Genomic DNA, 18,201 nt, shown 5'->3' with positions numbered 1-18,201 from the left:
ACGCAAGTTCGTGGGCCCGGAAAGTGCGCGAGCCTGCTGAAGGCAGACGCGCAGAGTGGCTCGTCCGCGGACGGCAGACGAAGGGTGGATCGATGGCAGGCACGCTGGCCGAGAAGGTGTGGGACGCGCACGTCGTGCGGCGGGCGCAGGGGGAGCCCGACCTGCTCTACATCGACCTGCACCTGCTCCACGAGGTGACCAGCCCGCAGGCCTTCGACGGCCTGCGCCTCGAGGGCCGCAAGGTCCGCCGCCCCGACCTGACGCTGGCCACCGAGGACCACAACGTCCCCACGACCCCCGGCCCGATCACCGACCCCGTGAGCCGGACCCAGGTGGAGACGCTGCGCCGCAACTGCGAGGAGTTCGGCGTCCGGCTGTACCCCATGGGGGACGCCGACCAGGGCATCGTCCACGTCGTCGGGCCGCAGCTGGGGCTGACCCAGCCGGGCATGACGATCGTCTGCGGCGACAGCCACACCTCCACCCACGGCGCGTTCGGCGCCCTGGCCTTCGGAATCGGCACCAGCGAGGTCGAGCACGTCCTCGCCACGCAGACCCTGCCGCTCAAGCCCTTCCGCACCATGGCGGTCAACGTCGACGGCGAGCTGCCCGAGGGCGTCACGGCCAAGGACATCGTGCTCGCGGTCATCGCGCAGATCGGCACCGGCGGGGGGCAGGGGCACGTCATCGAGTACCGCGGCCGCGCCATCGAGGCGCTGTCGATGGAGGCCCGGATGACGGTGTGCAACATGTCGATCGAGGCCGGGGCCCGCGCCGGGATGATCGCGCCGGACCAGACGACGCTGGACTACCTCCAGGGACGCCCGCACGCGCCGACCGGAGCCGACTGGGACGCCGCCGTGGCCGACTGGTCGCTCCTGCGCAGCGACGACGATGCCGAGTTCGACGTCGAGGTCCACCTCGACGCCTCCTCGCTGAGCCCGTTCGTCACGTGGGGCACCAACCCCGGCCAGGGCCTGCCGCTCTCGGCAAGCGTGCCCGACCCGGAGTCCTTCGCCGACGAGTCCGAGAAGGCTGCGGCGCAGCGGGCGCTGGACTACATGGGCCTGACCGCCGGCACCCCGCTGAAGCAGATCCACGTCGACACCGTCTTCGTCGGCTCGTGCACCAACGGCCGGATCGAGGACCTGCGCGCGGCGGCAGCCGTGGTCAAGGGCCACCAGGTCGCCGACGGCGTGCGGATGCTCGTCGTGCCCGGCTCGGCGAAGGTGCGGCTGCAGGCCGAAGCCGAAGGGCTGGACAAGGTCTTCACCGACGCCGGGGCGGAGTGGCGCCTGGCCGGCTGCTCGATGTGCCTGGGCATGAACCCCGACCAGCTGGCGCCGGGGGAGCGCAGCGCCTCCACGTCCAACCGCAACTTCGAGGGTCGTCAGGGCAAGGGCGGCCGCACCCACCTGGTCAGCCCGCTGGTCGCCGCGGCCACCGCGCTGCGCGGCACCCTCTCGAGCCCGGCCGACCTGAGCGCCTGAGGAAGGACACCCGTCATGGAGCAGTTCACGACCCACACCGGCGTCGGCGTCCCGCTGCGCCGCAGCAACGTCGACACCGACCAGATCATCCCGGCGGAGTACCTCAAGCGCGTCACCCGGACCGGCTTCGAGGACGGCCTCTTCGCGGCTTGGCGAGGCGACGAGACCTTCATCCTCAACAACCCCTCGTATGCCGCGGGGTCGGTCCTGGTGGCAGGGCCCGACTTCGGGACCGGTTCCTCCCGGGAGCACGCCGTCTGGGCGCTGATGAACTACGGCTTCCGCGTGGTGATCTCCTCGCGCTTCGCCGACATCTTCCGCGGCAACAGCGGCAAGCAGGGCCTGCTCACCGCCCAGGCCAGCCAGGACGACGTCGAGCTGCTGTGGAAGCTCCTGGAGAGCGAGCCGGGCGCCGAGGTGACGGTGGACCTGGAGTCGCGCACCATCACCGCCAAGGACATCGTGGCGCCGTTCGAGGTCGACGACTACACGCGCTGGCGCCTGCTGGAGGGCCTGGACGACATCGGGCTCACCCTGCGCCACGAGGCCGAGGTGAGCGCCTTCGAGGCGACCCGGCCGGCCTACAAGCCGAGCACCCTGGCCGGCTCGACCGCCGGCTGAGCCCTCGGCTCCATTATCGCGAAAACCGTTCTCCCACAACACAACAACGGTGATCGGCGCCCCCTCATTGGGGGCGCCGAACTGCGTCCGGGGCCGGGTCGCGGGGGCGCCTCCGGAGGGTCTGTGCAGGTCAGGGGTGGTCTCGGAGCCCGTTCAAACACGTTGCGACACAACGAATCCGATGTTCCGTTTGTGGTGGACTCCACACCCCCGGAGGCCTAACGTCGTCTCCAAGTCGAGCACAGGCTCGGCCGCAGACCCGCCGGGCAAGGGGTCCGGCGCACATTTCCTCGGGAGGGGAAGACGTGAACAAGGGAGAACTGATCGACGCCCTTGAAGGGCGCCTCGGCAGCAAGAAGGCCGCGGCAGAAGCTCTCGAAGCGGTGCTCGACGTCATCATCCGGGCCGTCGCGAAGGGCGAGAAGGTCGGCATCACCGGCTTCGGCACCTTCGAGAAGGCAGCCCGGGCCGCGCGCACGGGCCGCAACCCGCGCACCGGTGAGACGGTGAAGATCAAGAAGACCTCGGTGCCGAAGTTCAAGGCCGGCACCGCGTTCCGCACGGTCGTGGCCGACCCGCGCCAGCTGCCGAAGACGGCGGCTGCCGGGGCCCGTGCCGCGGCAGGCACGGCGGCCAAGGCCGGCACGGCCGTGGCCAAGAGGGCTGCCGGTGGTGCGGCCAAGGTGGCGGCACCGGCCAAGAAGACCGCCACCAGGGCGGCGGCGCCGGCGAAGAAGGCGGCGACCAAGACCGCCACCAAGGCGGCTCCGGCCAAGACGGCGGCCAAGAAGGCGACCACCACGACGACCAGGACCACGACCAAGGCGGCGACGCCGGCGAAGAAGGCGGCGACCAAGACCGCCACCAAGGCGGCTCCGGCCAAGACGGCGGCGAAGAAGACGACCACCAAGGCGGCGACGCCGGCGAAGAAGGCGGCGACCAAGACCGCCACCAAGGCGGCTCCGGCCAAGAAGGCGCCGGCGAAGAAGGTCACCACGGCGCCGGCCACCAAGGCCGCCGCCAAGAAGGCGCCCGCGAAGAAGGCTCCGGCCAAGCGGGCGGCGAAGAAGGCCTGACGCACCACGCTCACGACGAAGGGGTCGGCACCCGAGGGTGCCGACCCCTTCGTCATCGCGGGCGAGTCAGCGGATCGGCTCTCCCTCGCCGATGCCGACGATCCACAGGCGGGTCAGTCTTTCCCCGTCGCTGGTGATGCTGAGCCGTTGCCCGGGACGGACGTGGCGCAGCCCGCTGGCGTCGAAGACCGCGCCGTCGAACGGCAGCTCGCGACCGTCGTCGAGCAGCACGCTGCCGGCGCCCGTGTCGGGATCGAAGCGGTGCACGCTGGCCTGCATGCCGGCAAGGCTAGCGCCGGGCCGCCGCCAGGACCGCGCTGGTGTGCGGCCCCACGCCGAGGGAGAGGGCGCGTGCCAGGGCGCGGTCGTCGTCGACGTCCGAGCGCAGCGTGGGCAGGTCCGGCTCGAGCCTGGTGTGGTCCCGCGCGTGGGCCAGGGCGGAGCCGGTGCCGAAGCGGGGCCGCAGGCCGGTCGCCGACCGCGCTGCCAGCAGTACGGTCCCGGTGCCCTCGGCGTCCGGCACGAAGCTGCGCTCGTGGGCCGCGCACGCCTCCAGCGCGACGGTCAGGTCCTCCGGCCGCAGGCTCGGCAGGTCTCCCAGCAGGACTGCGGTCGGGCCGTCGCCGTCCCGGTGCAGCGCCGCGATCCCCTCGCGCACGGCATCGTTGAGACCGCCGCCCGGGTCGGGGACGACCAGAACCCCCCGCGCCGCCGCCCATTCCGACGTGGGCACGTCGGAGGTCACGACGAGAAGCTGCCCCACCGGCATACAGGCGTGGACCGCATCGAGCGTGTCCAGCGCGAAGGCGTGGGCGAGGTCGGAGCGGCGGACACCGGCGGGCGGGTGCAGCCGGCTCTTGGCCGACAGCTGCCCCTTCACGGGCACGACGAGGCGCCATCCCCGGTCCGTTGGTGTGCGCATCGCCACGATCGTCCCAGCCGTCGCCCCCGCCTCGACACGCACCCTCGCCGACCGGGAAGATGACGGCGACGGCCGCAGGGTGCGGACGCAGGGAAGGCGGGGCACTGGTGCGGCGGATTCGACCACGGAGACGACTGCCCCTGGCCTACCGGTTCGCCGCTGCACTGCTGCGACCGCTGATGTTCCTGATCACCCGGCGGGATTGGCGTGGCGCCGAGCACCTGCCGGCCGAGGGCGGCTTCGTCGTCAGCCCCAACCACATCTCCTACGCCGACCCGCTGGCGTTCGCGCACTTCCTCTACGACAACGGCCACCCGCCGTACTTCCTGGCCAAGGAGAGCGTCTTCCGCATCCCGGTGATCGGCCGGATCCTCAAGGGCGCCGACCAGATCCCCGTGTATCGCGGGACGAGCCAGGCCGTGGAGGCGTTCCGTGCCGCCGTGGTCGCCATCGGCGACGGCAAGTGCGTGCCGATCTTCCCCGAGGGCACGCTCACCCGTGACCCGGACCTGTGGCCGATGACCGGCCGCACCGGTGCCGCGCGGGTGGCGCTGACCACGAGGTGCCCAGTCATCCCGGTCGCGCAGTGGGGTCCGCAGGAGCTGCTCGCGCCCTACGGCAGGAAGCCGCACCCGTTCCCGCGCAGGACCATGCACGTCTGGGCCGGTCCCGCGGTCGACCTGAGCGACCTGTACGGTCAACCGCTCGACCGGGCCACCCTGCAGGAGGCGACCGACCGGATCGTCGGGGCGATCACCGCGCTGCTGGAGCAGATCCGCGGCGAGAAGGCCCCCGCACGGCGGTTCGACCCGCGCACGGCGGGCGTCCCGGAGACCGGAAACCCGCGGCGGGCCGCGCACAAGCCGCCGACAGGCACGACAGGAGGAGCGGCATGACACGGGCCGCAGTGTTGACCGCCGGCAGCTGGGGCACCGCCTTCGCCGCCGTGCTCGGCGATGCCGGAACCTCGGTCCGGCTCTGGTCCCGGCGCCAGGAGGTCGCCGACCAGATCAACCGCACGCACATCAACGGCGACTACCACCCCCAGCTCGTCCTGCCGGAGAACGTGTCGGCGACCACCGACCCGGCCGAGGCCATGGACGGGGTCGACATCGTCGTCCTGTCGGTGCCGTCACAGACGTTGCGGGACAACCTCGGCCGCTGGGCCGACCTGATCCCGCGCGACGCCGCGGTGGTCTCCCTGATGAAGGGCGTGGAGCTGGGCACGACCAAGCGGATGAGCGAGGTCATCGCCGAGGTCGGCAAGGTCGAGCCGGAGCGCATCGCCGTGCTCTCCGGGCCGAACCTCTCGCCGGAGATCGCGGCCAAGCACCCGGCTGCGAGCGTCGTGGCCTGCGCCGACCACGCCGTCGCCGAGCGGGTCGCCGAAGCCTGCGCGGCGCCGTACTTCCGGCCCTACACCGACACCGACGTCATCGGCACCGAGCTCGGCGGGGCGGTCAAGAACGTCATCGCGCTCGCGGTCGGCATGGCCGAGGGCATGGGCATGGGGGACAACTCCAAGGCCTCGATCCTCACCCGGGGCCTGGCCGAGACCACCCGCCTCGGGGTGGCCCTGGGGGCCGACCCGGCCACGTTCTCCGGCCTGGCCGGCGTCGGTGACCTTGTCGCCACCTGCATGTCGCCCCTCTCGCGCAACCGCACCTTCGGGGTCAACCTCGGCAAGGGGATGACGGTCGAGGAGGTCATCGCCGCCACGAAGCAGACGGCCGAGGGTGTGAAGTCCTGCGAGTCGATCCTCGACCTGGCCCGGCACCACGGCGTCGACGTGCCGATCATCGAGAACGTCGCGGCGGTGGTGCACGACGGGCGCACACCCGAGGAGGTCGTGACCGCGCTGATGACCCGCGCCCGCAAGGCCGAGAAGAACTAGGTCAGCCCGACGGCCCCGGGCCTGTCTGGACGACCCTGCGCGCGCCCGTGGGCCTGCGGTGGCAGGACCCGGGTCGGCGGGCAGGCGCGGGGTCGGACGCGGGGTCGGCCTGATGGGGAGATCGGCCTGATGGGGAGGTCAGACCTGGCCGAGGGCGCGGTCGAGGTCGCGCCAGAGGTCCTCGACGTCCTCGACGCCCACCGAGAGGCGCAGCAGGTTCTCCGGCACGGTGAGCGGCTCGGTGCTGATCCGGCGGCGCCGCTCGATGAGCGACTCCACCCCGCCCAGGCTCGTGGCATGCGTCCACAGGCGCACCGCGGCCGAGGCCCGCTCGGCGGCGTCGGCACCGCCGCGCACCTCGATCGAGACGACGGCACCGAAGCCGGGGTAGCGCACCCGCTCCACCGCCGGGTGTCCCTCCAGGCGCAGGGCGAGCTCGGCCGCGTTGCTGCCGGCCCGCTCGACCCGCAGGTGCATCGTGCGCATCCCGCGCAGCGCCAGCCAGGTCTCCATCGGCCCGGCGACCGCGCCGTGGATCAGCCGGTGGTGGGCGAGCCGCTCCTGGAGGGCGCGACCGCGAGGTGAGTCGGCGGTGACCGTCGCCCCGAGCAGCACGTCGGAGTGCCCGGAGAGGAACTTGGTCACCGAGTGCATCACCACGTCGGCGCCCTCGGCGAGCGGCTGCTGGAGCAGCGGGGTGGCGAACGTGTTGTCGCACACCACGATCGCGTCGTGCTCGTGGGCCGCGGCAACCAGGGCGGGCAGGTCGGCGACCTCGAGCATCGGGTTCGTCGGGGACTCCACCCAGAGCAGGTCGGCCCCGTCGAGGGCGGCGACCACCGCGGCCGTGTCGCTGATGTCCACCCGCCGCACCGTCAGGCGCCCGGCGTCGGCCAGGTCACCCAGGATCGAGCCCGTGCCGTTGTAGGCGTGGGTGGGCGCCACGACGACCCCACCCTCGGGTGCCAGGGACAGCGCGGCCGCCACGGCGGCCATACCGGAGGCGAAGACCAGCGCCGCACCACCCTCGAGCGCCCCGAGGGCCTCCTCGAAGGCCGTCCACGTCGGGTTGCCGGCGCGCGCGTAGTTGACCGCGCCGTCGGCGACGTAGGTCGAGGTCAGCTCCAGCGGGGGGCTCACCGGCGCTCCGGGCACCCTCGGCGGGCGGCCGGCGGAGACCAGGAGGGAGGCCGGGGCCAGGTCGTCGTCGTGCGTCGCGTCCACGCCCACACAGTAGGTGCAGCCGGGCGGCGGGGAGTGCCGGTGGCCGTATGCCGGGCGGTAGGGTCACCTCTCGATGAGCGCCTCCGACATCGTCCCCAGCACCCCGTCCCCCCAGCCCGGCCGCAAGCCGCGGGTCGCCGTCGTCTTCGGTGGCCGGTCCTCCGAGCACGCCGTGTCCTGCTCCACCGCCGCCGGTGTCCTGCGCGCGATCGACCGCGACACCTACGACGTGCTGCCGATCGGCATCGCCAAGGACGGCCGGTGGGTCCTGGCCGCCGACGACCCCGACCGCCTCGCGCTCACCCCCGGCCACACCCCCGAGGTCGACGACGCCGCCGACGGCGTGATCGTGCCGCTGAGCACCACCGACCGCAGCCTGGCCGTCCTCGAGCCCGGCCAGCCGCCGCGGGCGCTCGGTGACGTCGACGTCGTCCTGCCGCTGCTGCACGGCCCGTTCGGTGAGGACGGCACCCTGCAGGGCCTGCTCGAGCTGGCCGACATCCGCTACGTCGGCTCCGGCGTGCTGGCCTCGGCCGCGGGCATGGACAAGCACTACATGAAGGTCGTCCTCGCCGGTCACGGCCTGCCCGTCGGCCCCTACACCGTCATCACCGACAAGGCGTGGCGCCACGACCCGGCCGCCGCCCTCGACGCGGTGACCTCGCTCGGCTTCCCCGTGTTCGTCAAGCCGGCGCGTGCCGGGTCGAGCATGGGCATCACCAAGGTCACCGCCAAGGAGGACCTCGCGGCGGCGATCGAGGCCGCGCGCGAGCACGACCCCAAGGTCATCGTCGAGGCCGCGATCGTCGGCCGCGAGATCGAGTGCGGTGTGCTCGAGGGCCGTGACGGCGAGCCGACCCGCACCAGCGAGGTCGCCGAGGTCGAGGTCGTCCAGGGCCACGACTTCTACGACTTCGAGGCCAAGTACATCGCCGAGGCCGACGTCCAGCTCTCCTGCCCGGCCGACGTCCCGGCCGAGGTGTCCGACGAGGTGCGCCGCCTGGCCGCCGCGGCGTTCGACGCCTTCGGCTGCGAGGGCCTGGCCCGCGTCGACTGCTTCTGGACCACCGGTGGCGACGTGGTGATCAACGAGATCAACACGATGCCCGGCTTCACCCCCACCTCGATGTACCCGCGGATGTGGGCGGCCTCGGGGATCGACTACCCCCAGCTCATCGACGAGCTGCTCCAGCTGGCCCTGGCCCGGCGGACCGGCCTGCGCTGAGGACCGCCCGGGCCCGGGTTCAGCGGCAGCGGTGGGTGCCCTGGGGGATCGCCCGGGCGGCCGCGCCGAACGCAGGCAGCAGCAACGGCTCCGGGGAGTACTGCGACGGCACCAGGACCTCGATCGCCGGGGTCCGCCCGTAGGTGGTGAACCGGTAGCCGTCGGTGAGCCGGTGCGCCACCCAGTCCACGCCGGAGACGTCGAGGCACTGGTCGGTGGTCGGCCCGGGCGGGGCCACCCCACACCGCGCGATCACCGCCGGGTCGCCCCAGGCGCGCACGGCGGGGGAGTCGGAGGTGGTGTCGACGCGCCCCTGGTTCCCGACGGTCGCCGGCCACCTCGCCGCAGCCGCCCGGCAGGCCGCCGAGCCGGCCTCGGGCGCGACCGTGACCTCCAGGGCCCGAGAGCAGGCAGGCAGCGTCAGCACCACCCCCAGCGCGGACAGCACTGCCACACAACGCGTATGGCGGCCAGGTCGCCTCGGGCGACCGGCCGCCATACGCGGGACGAGCAGTCTGGTCAGACGTGGACGACCGTGCACGTCAGGGTGCGGGTGATGCCGGGCACGTCCTGGATCTTGGCGATGACGAGCTTGCCCAGCTCGTCGACGTTGCGGGCCTCGACACGGGCGATGACGTCATAGGGGCCGGTGACGTCCTCGGCCAGGGTGACCCCGGAGATGCCGGCGATCGCCTCGGCGACGGTGGCAGCCTTGCCCACCTCGGTCTGGATCAGGATGTAGGCCTGGACCACCACGATGCCTCCAAGGGTTGGCCGGGACGCAGGCGCGTCCCGAGGAAACCTGGTCCGGGGCCGAGGTGGCTCCGGACACCGCAGACGCTACCGTGCCGACGCAGGTTTCGTCCCAGCAGGAGGTCGACGAGTGGTCAAGGATCACAACGGTTCCGGCGGACCCACGCTCGCCGAGGTGAGCGAGTCCGAGCTGCTCGCCGGCATCTTCCCGCTGCTGCCGGGCGGCCACGGCGTGCTGCTCGGGCCCGGTGACGACGCGGCGCTGGTGTCGGCGCCCGGCGGCAGCGTGGTCGCCACGACCGACGCGATGGTGCGCGACCGGGACTGGCGCGACGACTGGTCCACCGGCGCCGACGTCGGCGCCAAGACGGTGGCGCAGAACCTCGCCGACGTGGCCGCGATGGGCGCGGTGCCGACCGGCCTGCTCGTCACGCTGATCGCCGACCCCGCCACACAGCTGGCCTGGGTCCACGACTTCGCCACCGGGCTGGCCGAGGCCGCCCGGGAGGCCGGTGCGCCGGTCGTCGGTGGCGACCTGTCCTCGGCCCCGCCCGGGATGCTGGTGGTCTCCGTGACGGCGCTCGGCGACCTCGAGGGCCGCGAGCCCGTGCTGCGATCCGGCGCCCGGGAGGGTGACGTCGTCGCGGTCTCGGGCAGCCTCGGGCACTCCCACGCCGGATGGCAGCTGCTGGAGCGGGGCGCCGCGGACACGGCCCCGGAGCTGGTGGCCTGGCACCTGCGCCCGCGACCGGCCTACGCGCAGGGTCCGCTGGCCGCGCGGGCGGGCGCGAGCGCCATGCTCGACCTCAGCGACGGCCTCGTGCGCGACGCCGGACGGGTCGCGGCGGCCAGCGGCGTGGGAATCGACCTCGACCGCGAGCTGCTGCGGCCCGACGTCGCGGCGCTGGCGCCGGCCGTGGGGGAGGAGACCGCCTGGGAGTGCGTCCTCACCGGCGGCGAGGAGCACTCCCTGCTCGCCTGCTTCCCGGCCTCGGTCGAGCTGCCCGACGGCTGGCGCCGGGTCGGCCGCGTCCACGCCGGCGCGGGGGTCACCCTCGACGGCAGCCCGCAGGGGCCCGGCGGGTGGGACCACTTCGCGGGGTGAGACCGGCCGCGTCGCCCGCGTCCGGGACGGGCGGGCACGCAGCGGGCGGGGCACGCAGTGGACGGGCACGCAGTGTTCGGGCATGACGAAGGCCGGCCCCTCACGGGACCGGCCTTCGTCGAGTGCCTGGGGTCAGGCGGCAGGGGCGCTGGTCAGCGCTTGACCTTGCCGGCCTTGAGGCACGAGGTGCAGACGTTGAGACGCTTCGGGGTCACACCGGCCGCGCCCACCAGAGCCTTCACGCGCTGGATGTTGGGGTTCCAGCGACGCTTGGTGCGGCGGTGCGAGTGCGAGATGTTGTGACCGAAGCCCGGTCCCTTGCCGCAGACATCGCAGTTGGCAGCCACGGGTGATCTCCTGAACTCGTTTGATACATCGGAAGTACGGGTGCTCCCCGAGGGCAGCGCTCGATGGTGAGCCGACCCGGGGAACCGGTCAAGAGTAGCCGAGGCGGACCCTGCGACCAAAATGCGCCACCCGGACCGCGTGGGACGCTCGGCGTGCCACCGGCGGGCGGGAGCCCATCGTCGCACAGCCCCGCTACCCTCACGGCTGACGAGGAGGTGTGCATGAGCGAGGTCGGGCCCGGTCCCGAGAGCCGGCTGGCGCGCATCGACGCGGTCGCCGCGCGCCGGTGGGCCGTCACGGCGCGCGCTGCCCTGGCGGCGCGGCGCAGCGAGCTCGACGCGCTCAACGTCTTCCCCGTCCCCGACGGTGACACCGGCACCAACCTCTACCTCACCCTCGACGCCGCGCTCGACGCCGCGCGTTCGGACAGCACCGCCCGGGCCTCCGAGGGGGAGGCGTCGCTCGCCGCCGACGCCGCCGCCCTGGCGCGCTCGACGCTGCTGGCCGCCCGCGGCAACTCCGGCGTGATCTTCAGCCAGATGGTCCGCGGCATCAGCGAGGTCGTCGCGCGGGTGACCGGGCAGGACCCGTGCGGGCTGGGCCCGGGCGAGCTCGCGGACGCCCTGCGGCGGGCCAGCGAGCTGGCCTACGACAGCGTCAGCCGGCCGGTCGAGGGCACCATCCTGTCGGTGGGCGACGCGGCCGCCGCGGCCGCGGAGAAAGCCGTGGCCACCGGCTCCGACCTGTATGCCGTGGTGACGGACGCGCTGTCCGCGGCCCGCGACGCGCTGGCCGCCACGACGGCCCAGCTCCCGGCGCTGGAGGCTGCCGGCGTGGTCGATGCCGGTGGCGCCGGCTACGTCCTGCTGCTCGAGGCGCTGGAGCGGGTGGTCACCGGCGCCGAGCCGGCGCCGCACCCGCTCGAGGGTGCCGCCCTGCCGGGCCCGGGCCACGGCAGTGCCCACCGGCTGGTCGGGCACGGTGCCGCGGAGCCGGTCGGGGATCCGGGCCATGAGGTGATGTTCCTCCTCGCCGACAGCGACGAGGAGGCGGTCCGGGCCCTGCGCCGGCGGCTCGACGCCCTCGGTGACTCCGTCCTCGTCGTCGGCGGCGGCGACCTGTGGAACGTCCACGTGCACACCGAGGACGTCGGCGCCGCGATCGAGGCCGGCATCGAGGCCGGGCGGCCGCACCGGATCCGGGTCACGCTGCTCACCGACCGGGCCGCCCGGGAGGGCGGGGAGCCGGCCGCGCTGGCGGCCGTCACGCCGGTCGCCGTGGTGGCCTGCGCCCCCGGCCCCGGCCTGGCCGCGGTGTTCCGCGAGGCCGGCGCCGAGGTCGTGGACAGCGGGCCCGGCCGGCGCGCCTCGACCGGGCAGCTGCTCGATGCGGTGCGGCGCACCCACGCCCTGGCCGTGCTCGTCCTGCCCAACGACGCCGACACCCGGCTCGCCGCCCAGGCCGCGGCCCGGGTCGCCGCCGACGAGGGCATCGAGGTCCACGTCGTCAGGACCCGCGCCGCCGTCCAGGGCATCGCGGCGCTCGCGGTCTTCGACCCCACCACGGGGGTGCGCGAGAACCTCCTGGCCATGAGCAGCGCCGCGGCGGCGACCCGGCAGGGCGCCGTCACGGTCGCCGACCGCGAGGCGCTGACCAGCGCCGGCTGGTGCCGGGAGGGTGACGTCCTGGGGGTCGTCGACGGCGACGTCGTCGCGATCGGCGACGACCTCGGCGCCGTGGGGGGCGACGTCGTCGAGCGGCTGCTGGCCAGTGGCGGCGAGCTGCTGACGGTCGTGACCGGCGAGCAGGCCCCGGCCGACCTCGGCGAGGCCGTCGCAGCGGCCGCGCGGGTCCGCCGCCGCGACGTCGAGGTGAGCGTCATCGCCGGCGGCCAGCCGGCATACCCGCTCCTGCTCGGGGTGGAGTGAGCCGTGGTCGACACCTCCACGCCGCTGTCCCGGGTCGTGAGCGGGGCGGCCACCAAGCTGGCCAAGGGGCGTGACCTGAGGACGGTCGGCGACCTGCTCGACTTCCTGCCCCGCCGCTACCGCGACCTGAGCCAGCCGACCGACCTGAGCCGGCTGCACGAGGGCGAGGACACCGTCGTCGTGGCCCGGGTGCGCTCGGCCCAGACACGCTCCATGCGCCAGCGCAAGGGCCACATGCTCACGGTGGTCCTCACGGACGGCACCAACGACCTGTCGATCTCCTTCTTCGCCCGGGCGGGCTACCACGAGCAGCAGCTGCGGCCGGGTCGCGTCGGGCTGTTCGCCGGGCGGGCCAAGCGGTTCGGGCGCAAGTGGCAGCTCGACCACCCCGACTACGAGCTCGTCGACGAGGACACCGTCGACGAGGCGGTCGGCACCTACACCGGGCTGGTCCCGGTCTACCTCGACGTCCCGGGGCTGCGCTCGTGGACCATCGCCAAGACGGTCCGGATGGTCTTCGACGTCCTCGACGAGGTGGATGACCCGCTGCCGGAGGAGGTGCGCCAGCACCGCGACCTGCCGCCGCTGCGGGAGGCCTACCGCATGCTCCACCTGCCGGAGAGCTGGGCCGAGCGTGACGCCGGGCTGCGCCGGATGCGCTACGACGAGGCGTTCACGGTGCAGACGGTCCTCGCCCAGCGCCGGCTCGCCAACGAGGACCTGCGCACCACCGCCCGGGTGCCACGGCCCGGCGGCCTGCTCGAGGCCTTCGACGCCCGGCTGCCGTTCGAGCTGACCGCCGGGCAGCGGGCGGTGTCGGAGACCATCGCCGAGGACCTCGCGAGCACCCACCCCATGCACCGCCTCCTCCAGGGCGAGGTCGGCTCCGGCAAGACCGTGGTCGCCCTGCGCGCGATGCTCTCGGTCATCGACTCCGGGGGCCAGGCGGCGCTGCTCGCCCCGACCGAGGTCCTCGCCGCCCAGCACCACCGCTCGATCACGGCGATGCTGGGCGACCTGGCCCAGGGCGGCATGCTCGGGGGCAGCGAGGTCGGCACCCGGGTCGCCCTGCTGACCGGCAGCCAGTCCACGGCCGCCCGCCGCAGCGCCCTGCTCGAGACACAGACCGGCGAGGCCGGCATCGTCGTGGGCACCCACGCGCTCATCCAGGACACCGTCGGCTTCTTCGACCTCGGCCTCGTCGTCGTCGACGAGCAGCACCGCTTCGGCGTCGAGCAGCGCGACGCGCTGCGCGGCAAGGGCGCCCAGCCCCCGCACATGCTGGTCATGACGGCCACGCCGATCCCGCGCACCGTCGCCATGACCGTCTTCGGCGACATGGAGACCTCGACGCTGTCCGAGCTGCCCCGGGGCCGCTCGCCGATCGCCTCCCACGTCGTCCCGGGCTCCCGGCCCGGCTGGGTCCAGCGCACCTGGGAGCGGGTCGCCGAGGAGGTGCGCCAGGGGCACCAGGCCTACGTCGTGTGCCCGCGCATCGGTGACGCCGACGAGGCGGCCGGCCCCGGTGGTCCGGCCGGCGGCCCCGACGCCTCCGACGACGGCGTCGAGCTGGCCGAGCCGGACGAGCAGGACGAGACGACCGGCCCGGCGCGCGAGCTGCGCAGCGTGCACGCCGTCGAGGCCGAGCTGCGCGCCAACCCGGCGCTGGAGGGCCTGTCGATCGGGGTCCTCCACGGCCGCCTGGCCCCGGAGGACAAGGACGCCGTGATGCGTGACTTCGCCGCCGGCAAGACCGACGTCCTGGTCGCGACGACGGTCATCGAGGTCGGCGTGGACGTCCCCAACGCCACCGTCATGGTGATCATGGACGCCGAGCGCTTCGGCGTCTCCCAGCTGCACCAGCTGCGCGGCCGCGTGGGCCGGGGCAGCGCGCCGGGCCTGTGCCTGCTGATGACCGACTCCGAGGCCGAGGTGGCGATGGAGCGGCTCACGGCCGTGGCCGACACCACCGACGGCTTCGAGCTGGCCCGCCTCGACCTCACCCAGCGCCGTGAGGGCGACGTGCTGGGCGCGCGCCAGAGCGGCAGCCGCCGGGCGCTGCGCCACCTGAGCCTGCTGCGCGACGAGGACCTGATCCTGCAGGCGCGCGAGGACGCCGTGGCCCTGGTCCGGGCAGACCCCCACCTTGCGCAGCACCCGACGCTGCGGGACCGCATCACGGCCGCGCTCGACGACGAGCAGGCCGCCTACCTGGAACGAGGCTGAGCAACCCCGTGACGCGCATCATCAGCGGCCGTGCCGGCGGTCGCAGGATCCAGACACCGCCGGGCAGTGGCACCCGCCCGACGAGCGACCGGGTCCGGGAGGCGCTCTTCTCCCGCCTCGAGCACCTCGACGTGGTCCACGGCGCCAACGTCCTGGACCTGTATGCCGGCTCCGGCGCCCTCGGCCTCGAGGCGGCCAGCCGCGGGGCGGCCACGGTGCTGCTCGTGGAGTCCGCCCGGGGCGCGGCCGCCGTGGCGCGCCGCAACATCGCCGACCTCGGTCTGCCCGGCGTCACCGTCCGGGCCGAGACGGTCGAGCGGGCCCTGCTGTCCGGGCCGGCGCCGTCCGTGGGTCGCTACGACCTCGTCCTGGCCGACCCGCCCTACGACGTGACCGAGGAGGCGCTCGGCGACGTCCTTCAGCTGCTGGTCACCCACGACTGGCTCAGCCCCGAGGCACTCGTCGTCGTCGAGCGGTCGGCCCGGTCGCCGGAGCCCCGCTGGCCGGCCGGCCTGGACGAGGCGGGGGAGCGACGCTACGGGGAGACGAAGATGTGGTTCGCCGACTTCGCCGGCGACCCCGAGGTGGCCTGACCCGGGTCGACCCCGCCGGCGCGGCCCGATGGGCCGTCCCACGTCGTGTCGCCGGCGTTTCCGGAGCAGGGCCATGGGTAATGCTTCGGCCATGACGAACCTCTACATCCCGCGCCCGACCGCCGGCGACGTGGTCCAGCTGATCCTCGACGACCACCGCCTGTTCGAGGACCTGCTGCGCCAGCTTCGCGACGCGACCGCCGATCGTGAGGCCGCCCGCGAGGCCCTGGCCGACGCCCTCATCGCCCACGGTGAGGCGGAGGAGCAGCACGTCTACCCCAAGCTCGTGCGCAAGGACGCCATCGGCACCCACGAGGCCGAGCACGGTGAGCACGAGCATGCCGAGGGCAACGAGAAGCTGCTCGCCCTGCTGGAGTGCAAGGGCACCGACACCCAGAAGTTCGACGACGCGGTCGAGGAGCTGCAGAAGGCGCTGATGCACCACATCGGGGAGGAGGAGCAGACGATCCTCAACCCCGCCCGCACCGACGTCTCCGAGGCGGCACGGGCCGAGCTCGGCGCGCAGTTCGCACAAGCCCGCAACGCCCTGCTCGACGAGCGACCCGGCTCGGTGGACAACGTCCGCCGACTCGTGGAGCAGGCCGAGCAGGAGGGCAAGCTCGAGGACGACGGGGACGACTCCGGGGAGTGAGCCGGCGCGGACCGAGGGGGCCGCGGCGCGGCGGGCCCGGGGTGCGTCAGGGCGCACACGGCATCCGGCGAGTAGTCCCGGGGTGAGCCTCGACACCCCGGGCCCGCTGCTAGGTTCGGTGACGTGAGCACCGTGCGCCGCTGCGTCTGTCCCGGGTCCTACGACCCCGTGACCGTGGGTCACGTCGATGTCATCAGTCGCGCGGCGGCGCTCTACGACGAGGTTGTCGTGGCGGTGCTGCACAACCCCGCCAAGGCCGGCACCCTGCCGGTCGAGCAGCGCCTCCAGCTGCTCAAGGCGGCGCTGGCCGACGTGCCCAACCTGCGCATCGAGGCGTTCGCCAGCACCCTGCTCGTGGACGTCTGCCACGAGGTGGGCGCCCAGGCCATCGTCAAGGGCCTGCGCAGCGGCACCGACTTCGCCTATGAGCTGCCGATGGCGCTGATGAACCGCCACCTCACCGGGGTCGAGACCGTGTTCCTCCCGGGCGACCCGCGGTTCGAGCACGTCTCGAGCTCCCTGGTCAAGGAGGTCGCGGCGCTGGGCGGGGACATCACCGGGCTGGTCGACGACGAGACCCGGGCGGCGCTGCACGCACGGCTGAGGCCCACCGAGGGGAGCTGACATGGACGTCCAGAACCGGCTGGCCCGGATCACCGCCACCGTGCGCGAGGCCAAGGCCATGCCGATGTCGGCGTCCTGCCTCGTCAACCGGGCCGAGCTCCTCGAGGACCTCGAGGAGCTGCGAGCGGCGCTGCCGGCCGACCTCGAGCACGCCGACGCGCTGCTCAGCGACCGCGACGCCATCGTCGCCTCGGGGGAGGCGCAGGCGCGGCAGCTCCTCGAGGACGCCCATGCCGAGCGGGAGCAGCTGCTCGAGCAGACCGACGTCCTGGTGGCGGCCCGGGAGCGCGCCGCGACCGTCGTCGCCGAGGCGCGGGCCGAGGCGACCCGGCTGCTCAGCGACGCCGACGACTACGTCGACCGCAAGCTGGGGGAGTTCGAGGTGGTGCTCGGCCAGCTCGCCGCGCAGGTCGGCAACGGCCGCGACCGCCTCGCGGCCCGCCGGGAGGCCGACCTGGCCCGCGCGGCAGCCGAGGCCGAGGCCGACGCCGACCCGCTCACCGAGCCGTTCAGTGCCGTGCGCGACCTGCCGGCCCGGACGCCGGAGGGCGATGACGACGTGGCGGGCGAGGAGCAGGGCGCCGCGTCGCCGGCCAACGCGCCTGCGCGGACCCACTAGCACCGCATTTGGGTGCGGGGTCCACCCTCCGGTAACCTCATACGTCGGTCCTCGTCCAAGCACGGATGGGGGCCGAGCCTGTGACGCGCACGCGCCACTGGACGACCTGCACGCAACGGAGCCATGACCCGACTCGACCCGCGCCACCCCCTGGTGTTCGACACCAAGGAGGTCGGCCGCCGACCCGGTTCGATGGCGAAGCTGTCACGGACGATCGAGGCCCCGGAGGACCTGGGGAGCGACGTGATCGCCGTGGCGCCCGGCCAGCCCGTCGAGCTGGAGCTGCGCATGGAGTCCGTCGTGGAGGGTGTCCTCGTCACCGGTTCGGCCCGCGCCACGGCGACCGGCGCCTGCGTGCGGTGCCTGGACCCCGTCGACCAGCCGGTCGACGTAGGGTTCCAGGAGCTGTTCGCCTACGCCGATCGCGCGGAGCACCACCACGAGGTGGCGCCCGACGACGACGAGGCCGACGAGTACGTGCTCGTGGGCGACCTGCTCGACCTCGAGCCCGTGCTCCGGGACGCAGTGGTGCCCGCCCTGCCGTTCCAGCCGGTGTGCCGGGAGGACTGTCCCGGGCTGTGCTCCGAGTGCGGAGCCAAGCTCGCGGACGACCCGGACCACCACCACGAGGTGCTCGACCCCCGGTGGGCGGCCCTGCAGAACTTGACCAACAGCGGTACCGAAGAGAAAAGGAACTGACGTGGCTGTCCCGAAGCGGAAGACGTCGCGCTCCAACACCCGTTCGCGTCGCGCGAACTGGAAGACGACGGCGACCACGCTGACCGCGTGCCCGCAGTGCTCTGCCCCCAAGCAGCCGCACATCGCGTGCCCGTCCTGCGGTACCTACGCCGGTCGCCACTACGGCGTCGCGGAGCGCACCGAGCACCAGGGCTGACAAGCC

At 73.7% G+C, this 18,201-nt stretch carries 21 protein-coding genes; 15 read left to right on the top strand and 6 right to left on the bottom strand.

Features of this window, described 5'->3' with window-relative positions:
• Positions 1-92 precede the first annotated feature (92 nt).
• The 3 genes from leuC to AC3ANM_RS05905 all read left to right on the top strand — a co-directional run bounded on the left by leuC (position 93) and on the right by AC3ANM_RS05905 (position 3,187).
• Complete coding sequence (gene leuC / locus AC3ANM_RS05915) at positions 93-1,490, top strand: 3-isopropylmalate dehydratase large subunit (protein WP_488287217.1); 1,398 nt, start codon at positions 93-95, stop codon at positions 1,488-1,490.
• A 15-nt stretch (positions 1,491-1,505) separates the two neighbouring features.
• On the top strand, positions 1,506-2,111 hold the full coding sequence (gene leuD, locus AC3ANM_RS05910; RefSeq protein WP_488287216.1) for a 3-isopropylmalate dehydratase small subunit: 606 nt from the start codon (positions 1,506-1,508) through the stop codon (positions 2,109-2,111).
• A 305-nt stretch (positions 2,112-2,416) separates the two neighbouring features.
• Complete coding sequence (locus AC3ANM_RS05905; RefSeq protein ID WP_488287215.1) at positions 2,417-3,187, top strand: HU family DNA-binding protein; 771 nt, start codon at positions 2,417-2,419, stop codon at positions 3,185-3,187.
• Between the two features lie 66 nt (positions 3,188-3,253).
• Here the strand turns inward: AC3ANM_RS05905 and AC3ANM_RS05900 are convergent, their stop codons facing one another.
• Together AC3ANM_RS05900 and cofC are read right to left on the bottom strand one after the other, a co-directional pair.
• Complete coding sequence (locus AC3ANM_RS05900) at positions 3,254-3,466, bottom strand: hypothetical protein (protein ID WP_488287214.1); 213 nt, start codon at positions 3,464-3,466, stop codon at positions 3,254-3,256.
• Positions 3,467-3,476: 10 nt separating this feature from the next.
• Entirely contained in the window at positions 3,477-4,109 is a 633-nt protein-coding gene (gene cofC, locus AC3ANM_RS05895; RefSeq protein WP_488287213.1) for a 2-phospho-L-lactate guanylyltransferase, read from the bottom strand.
• Positions 4,110-4,288: 179 nt separating this feature from the next.
• Here cofC and AC3ANM_RS05890 point away from each other — a divergent pair, with 179 nt between their 5' ends.
• Complete coding sequence (locus AC3ANM_RS05890; RefSeq protein WP_488287212.1) at positions 4,289-5,005, top strand: lysophospholipid acyltransferase family protein; 717 nt, start codon at positions 4,289-4,291, stop codon at positions 5,003-5,005.
• Positions 5,002-6,003, top strand: coding sequence for an NAD(P)H-dependent glycerol-3-phosphate dehydrogenase (locus AC3ANM_RS05885; protein ID WP_488287211.1), 1,002 nt, complete (start codon positions 5,002-5,004; stop codon positions 6,001-6,003). The genes AC3ANM_RS05890 and AC3ANM_RS05885 overlap by 4 nt, the downstream gene beginning before the upstream one ends.
• A 138-nt stretch (positions 6,004-6,141) precedes the next feature.
• Here AC3ANM_RS05885 and AC3ANM_RS05880 read toward each other — a convergent pair whose 3' ends face one another.
• A complete protein-coding gene (locus tag AC3ANM_RS05880) occupies positions 6,142-7,227 on the bottom strand; it encodes a trans-sulfuration enzyme family protein (RefSeq protein WP_488287210.1) in 1,086 nt (361 codons plus the stop codon).
• A 73-nt stretch (positions 7,228-7,300) separates the two neighbouring features.
• On the opposite strand from AC3ANM_RS05880, the gene AC3ANM_RS05875 reads away from it, so the two are divergent.
• The gene (locus AC3ANM_RS05875; protein WP_488287209.1) at positions 7,301-8,452 is read left to right on the top strand and encodes a D-alanine--D-alanine ligase family protein; all 1,152 of its coding nucleotides are present in this window, start codon (positions 7,301-7,303) and stop codon (positions 8,450-8,452) included.
• A gap of 19 nt (positions 8,453-8,471) precedes the next feature.
• On the opposite strand, the gene AC3ANM_RS05870 is transcribed toward AC3ANM_RS05875, so the two are convergent.
• Together AC3ANM_RS05870 and AC3ANM_RS05865 are read right to left on the bottom strand one after the other, a co-directional pair.
• Positions 8,472-8,906, bottom strand: coding sequence for a DUF3515 family protein (locus tag AC3ANM_RS05870; protein ID WP_488287208.1), 435 nt, complete (start codon positions 8,904-8,906; stop codon positions 8,472-8,474).
• 65 nt (positions 8,907-8,971) lie between these two features.
• Positions 8,972-9,205 (bottom strand): Lrp/AsnC family transcriptional regulator, encoded by a 234-nt coding sequence (locus AC3ANM_RS05865; RefSeq protein ID WP_488287916.1) that lies wholly within the window; start codon positions 9,203-9,205, stop codon positions 8,972-8,974.
• Between the two features lie 4 nt (positions 9,206-9,209).
• Between AC3ANM_RS05865 and AC3ANM_RS05860 the strand changes: the two genes are divergently transcribed.
• The gene (locus AC3ANM_RS05860) at positions 9,210-10,310 is read left to right on the top strand and encodes a thiamine-phosphate kinase (RefSeq protein WP_488287207.1); all 1,101 of its coding nucleotides are present in this window, start codon (positions 9,210-9,212) and stop codon (positions 10,308-10,310) included.
• A gap of 152 nt (positions 10,311-10,462) precedes the next feature.
• Here AC3ANM_RS05860 and rpmB read toward each other — a convergent pair whose 3' ends face one another.
• A complete protein-coding gene (gene rpmB, locus AC3ANM_RS05855) occupies positions 10,463-10,657 on the bottom strand; it encodes a 50S ribosomal protein L28 (protein ID WP_141789007.1) in 195 nt (64 codons plus the stop codon).
• 222 nt (positions 10,658-10,879) lie between these two features.
• Here rpmB and AC3ANM_RS05850 point away from each other — a divergent pair, with 222 nt between their 5' ends.
• The 8 genes from AC3ANM_RS05850 (at position 10,880) to rpmF (ending at position 18,195) form a co-directional block, all read left to right on the top strand.
• Positions 10,880-12,586: a DAK2 domain-containing protein gene (locus tag AC3ANM_RS05850; protein WP_488287206.1), complete on the top strand. Its 1,707-nt coding sequence runs from the start codon at positions 10,880-10,882 to the stop codon at positions 12,584-12,586.
• 3 nt (positions 12,587-12,589) lie between these two features.
• Positions 12,590-14,812, top strand: coding sequence for an ATP-dependent DNA helicase RecG (locus tag AC3ANM_RS05845; RefSeq protein WP_488287205.1), 2,223 nt, complete (start codon positions 12,590-12,592; stop codon positions 14,810-14,812).
• An 8-nt stretch (positions 14,813-14,820) separates the two neighbouring features.
• Positions 14,821-15,405 (top strand): 16S rRNA (guanine(966)-N(2))-methyltransferase RsmD, encoded by a 585-nt coding sequence (gene rsmD, locus AC3ANM_RS05840; RefSeq protein WP_488287204.1) that lies wholly within the window; start codon positions 14,821-14,823, stop codon positions 15,403-15,405.
• Positions 15,406-15,496: 91 nt separating this feature from the next.
• Entirely contained in the window at positions 15,497-16,057 is a 561-nt protein-coding gene (locus tag AC3ANM_RS05835; RefSeq protein WP_488287203.1) for a hemerythrin domain-containing protein, read from the top strand.
• A gap of 123 nt (positions 16,058-16,180) precedes the next feature.
• Positions 16,181-16,681, top strand: a complete 501-nt coding sequence (gene coaD / locus AC3ANM_RS05830; RefSeq protein ID WP_488287202.1) for a pantetheine-phosphate adenylyltransferase — start codon at positions 16,181-16,183, stop codon at positions 16,679-16,681.
• A gap of 1 nt (position 16,682) precedes the next feature.
• Positions 16,683-17,300, top strand: a complete 618-nt coding sequence (locus AC3ANM_RS05825) for a hypothetical protein (RefSeq protein ID WP_488287201.1) — start codon at positions 16,683-16,685, stop codon at positions 17,298-17,300.
• Between the two features lie 123 nt (positions 17,301-17,423).
• Positions 17,424-17,999 carry a YceD family protein gene (locus AC3ANM_RS05820; protein ID WP_488287200.1) on the top strand — a complete coding sequence of 192 codons (576 nt, stop codon included), beginning with the start codon at positions 17,424-17,426 and terminating at the stop codon, positions 17,997-17,999.
• 1 nt (position 18,000) lies between these two features.
• The gene (gene rpmF / locus AC3ANM_RS05815; RefSeq protein ID WP_141789000.1) at positions 18,001-18,195 is read left to right on the top strand and encodes a 50S ribosomal protein L32; all 195 of its coding nucleotides are present in this window, start codon (positions 18,001-18,003) and stop codon (positions 18,193-18,195) included.
• The last annotated feature ends 6 nt before the right edge of the window (positions 18,196-18,201 follow it).

It is taken from the genome of Oryzihumus sp. JJN4-3R, assembly GCF_057747915.1.
Note: the sequence above shows the minus strand (reverse complement) of the source record. Positions and strands in the feature narration are given on the sequence as shown.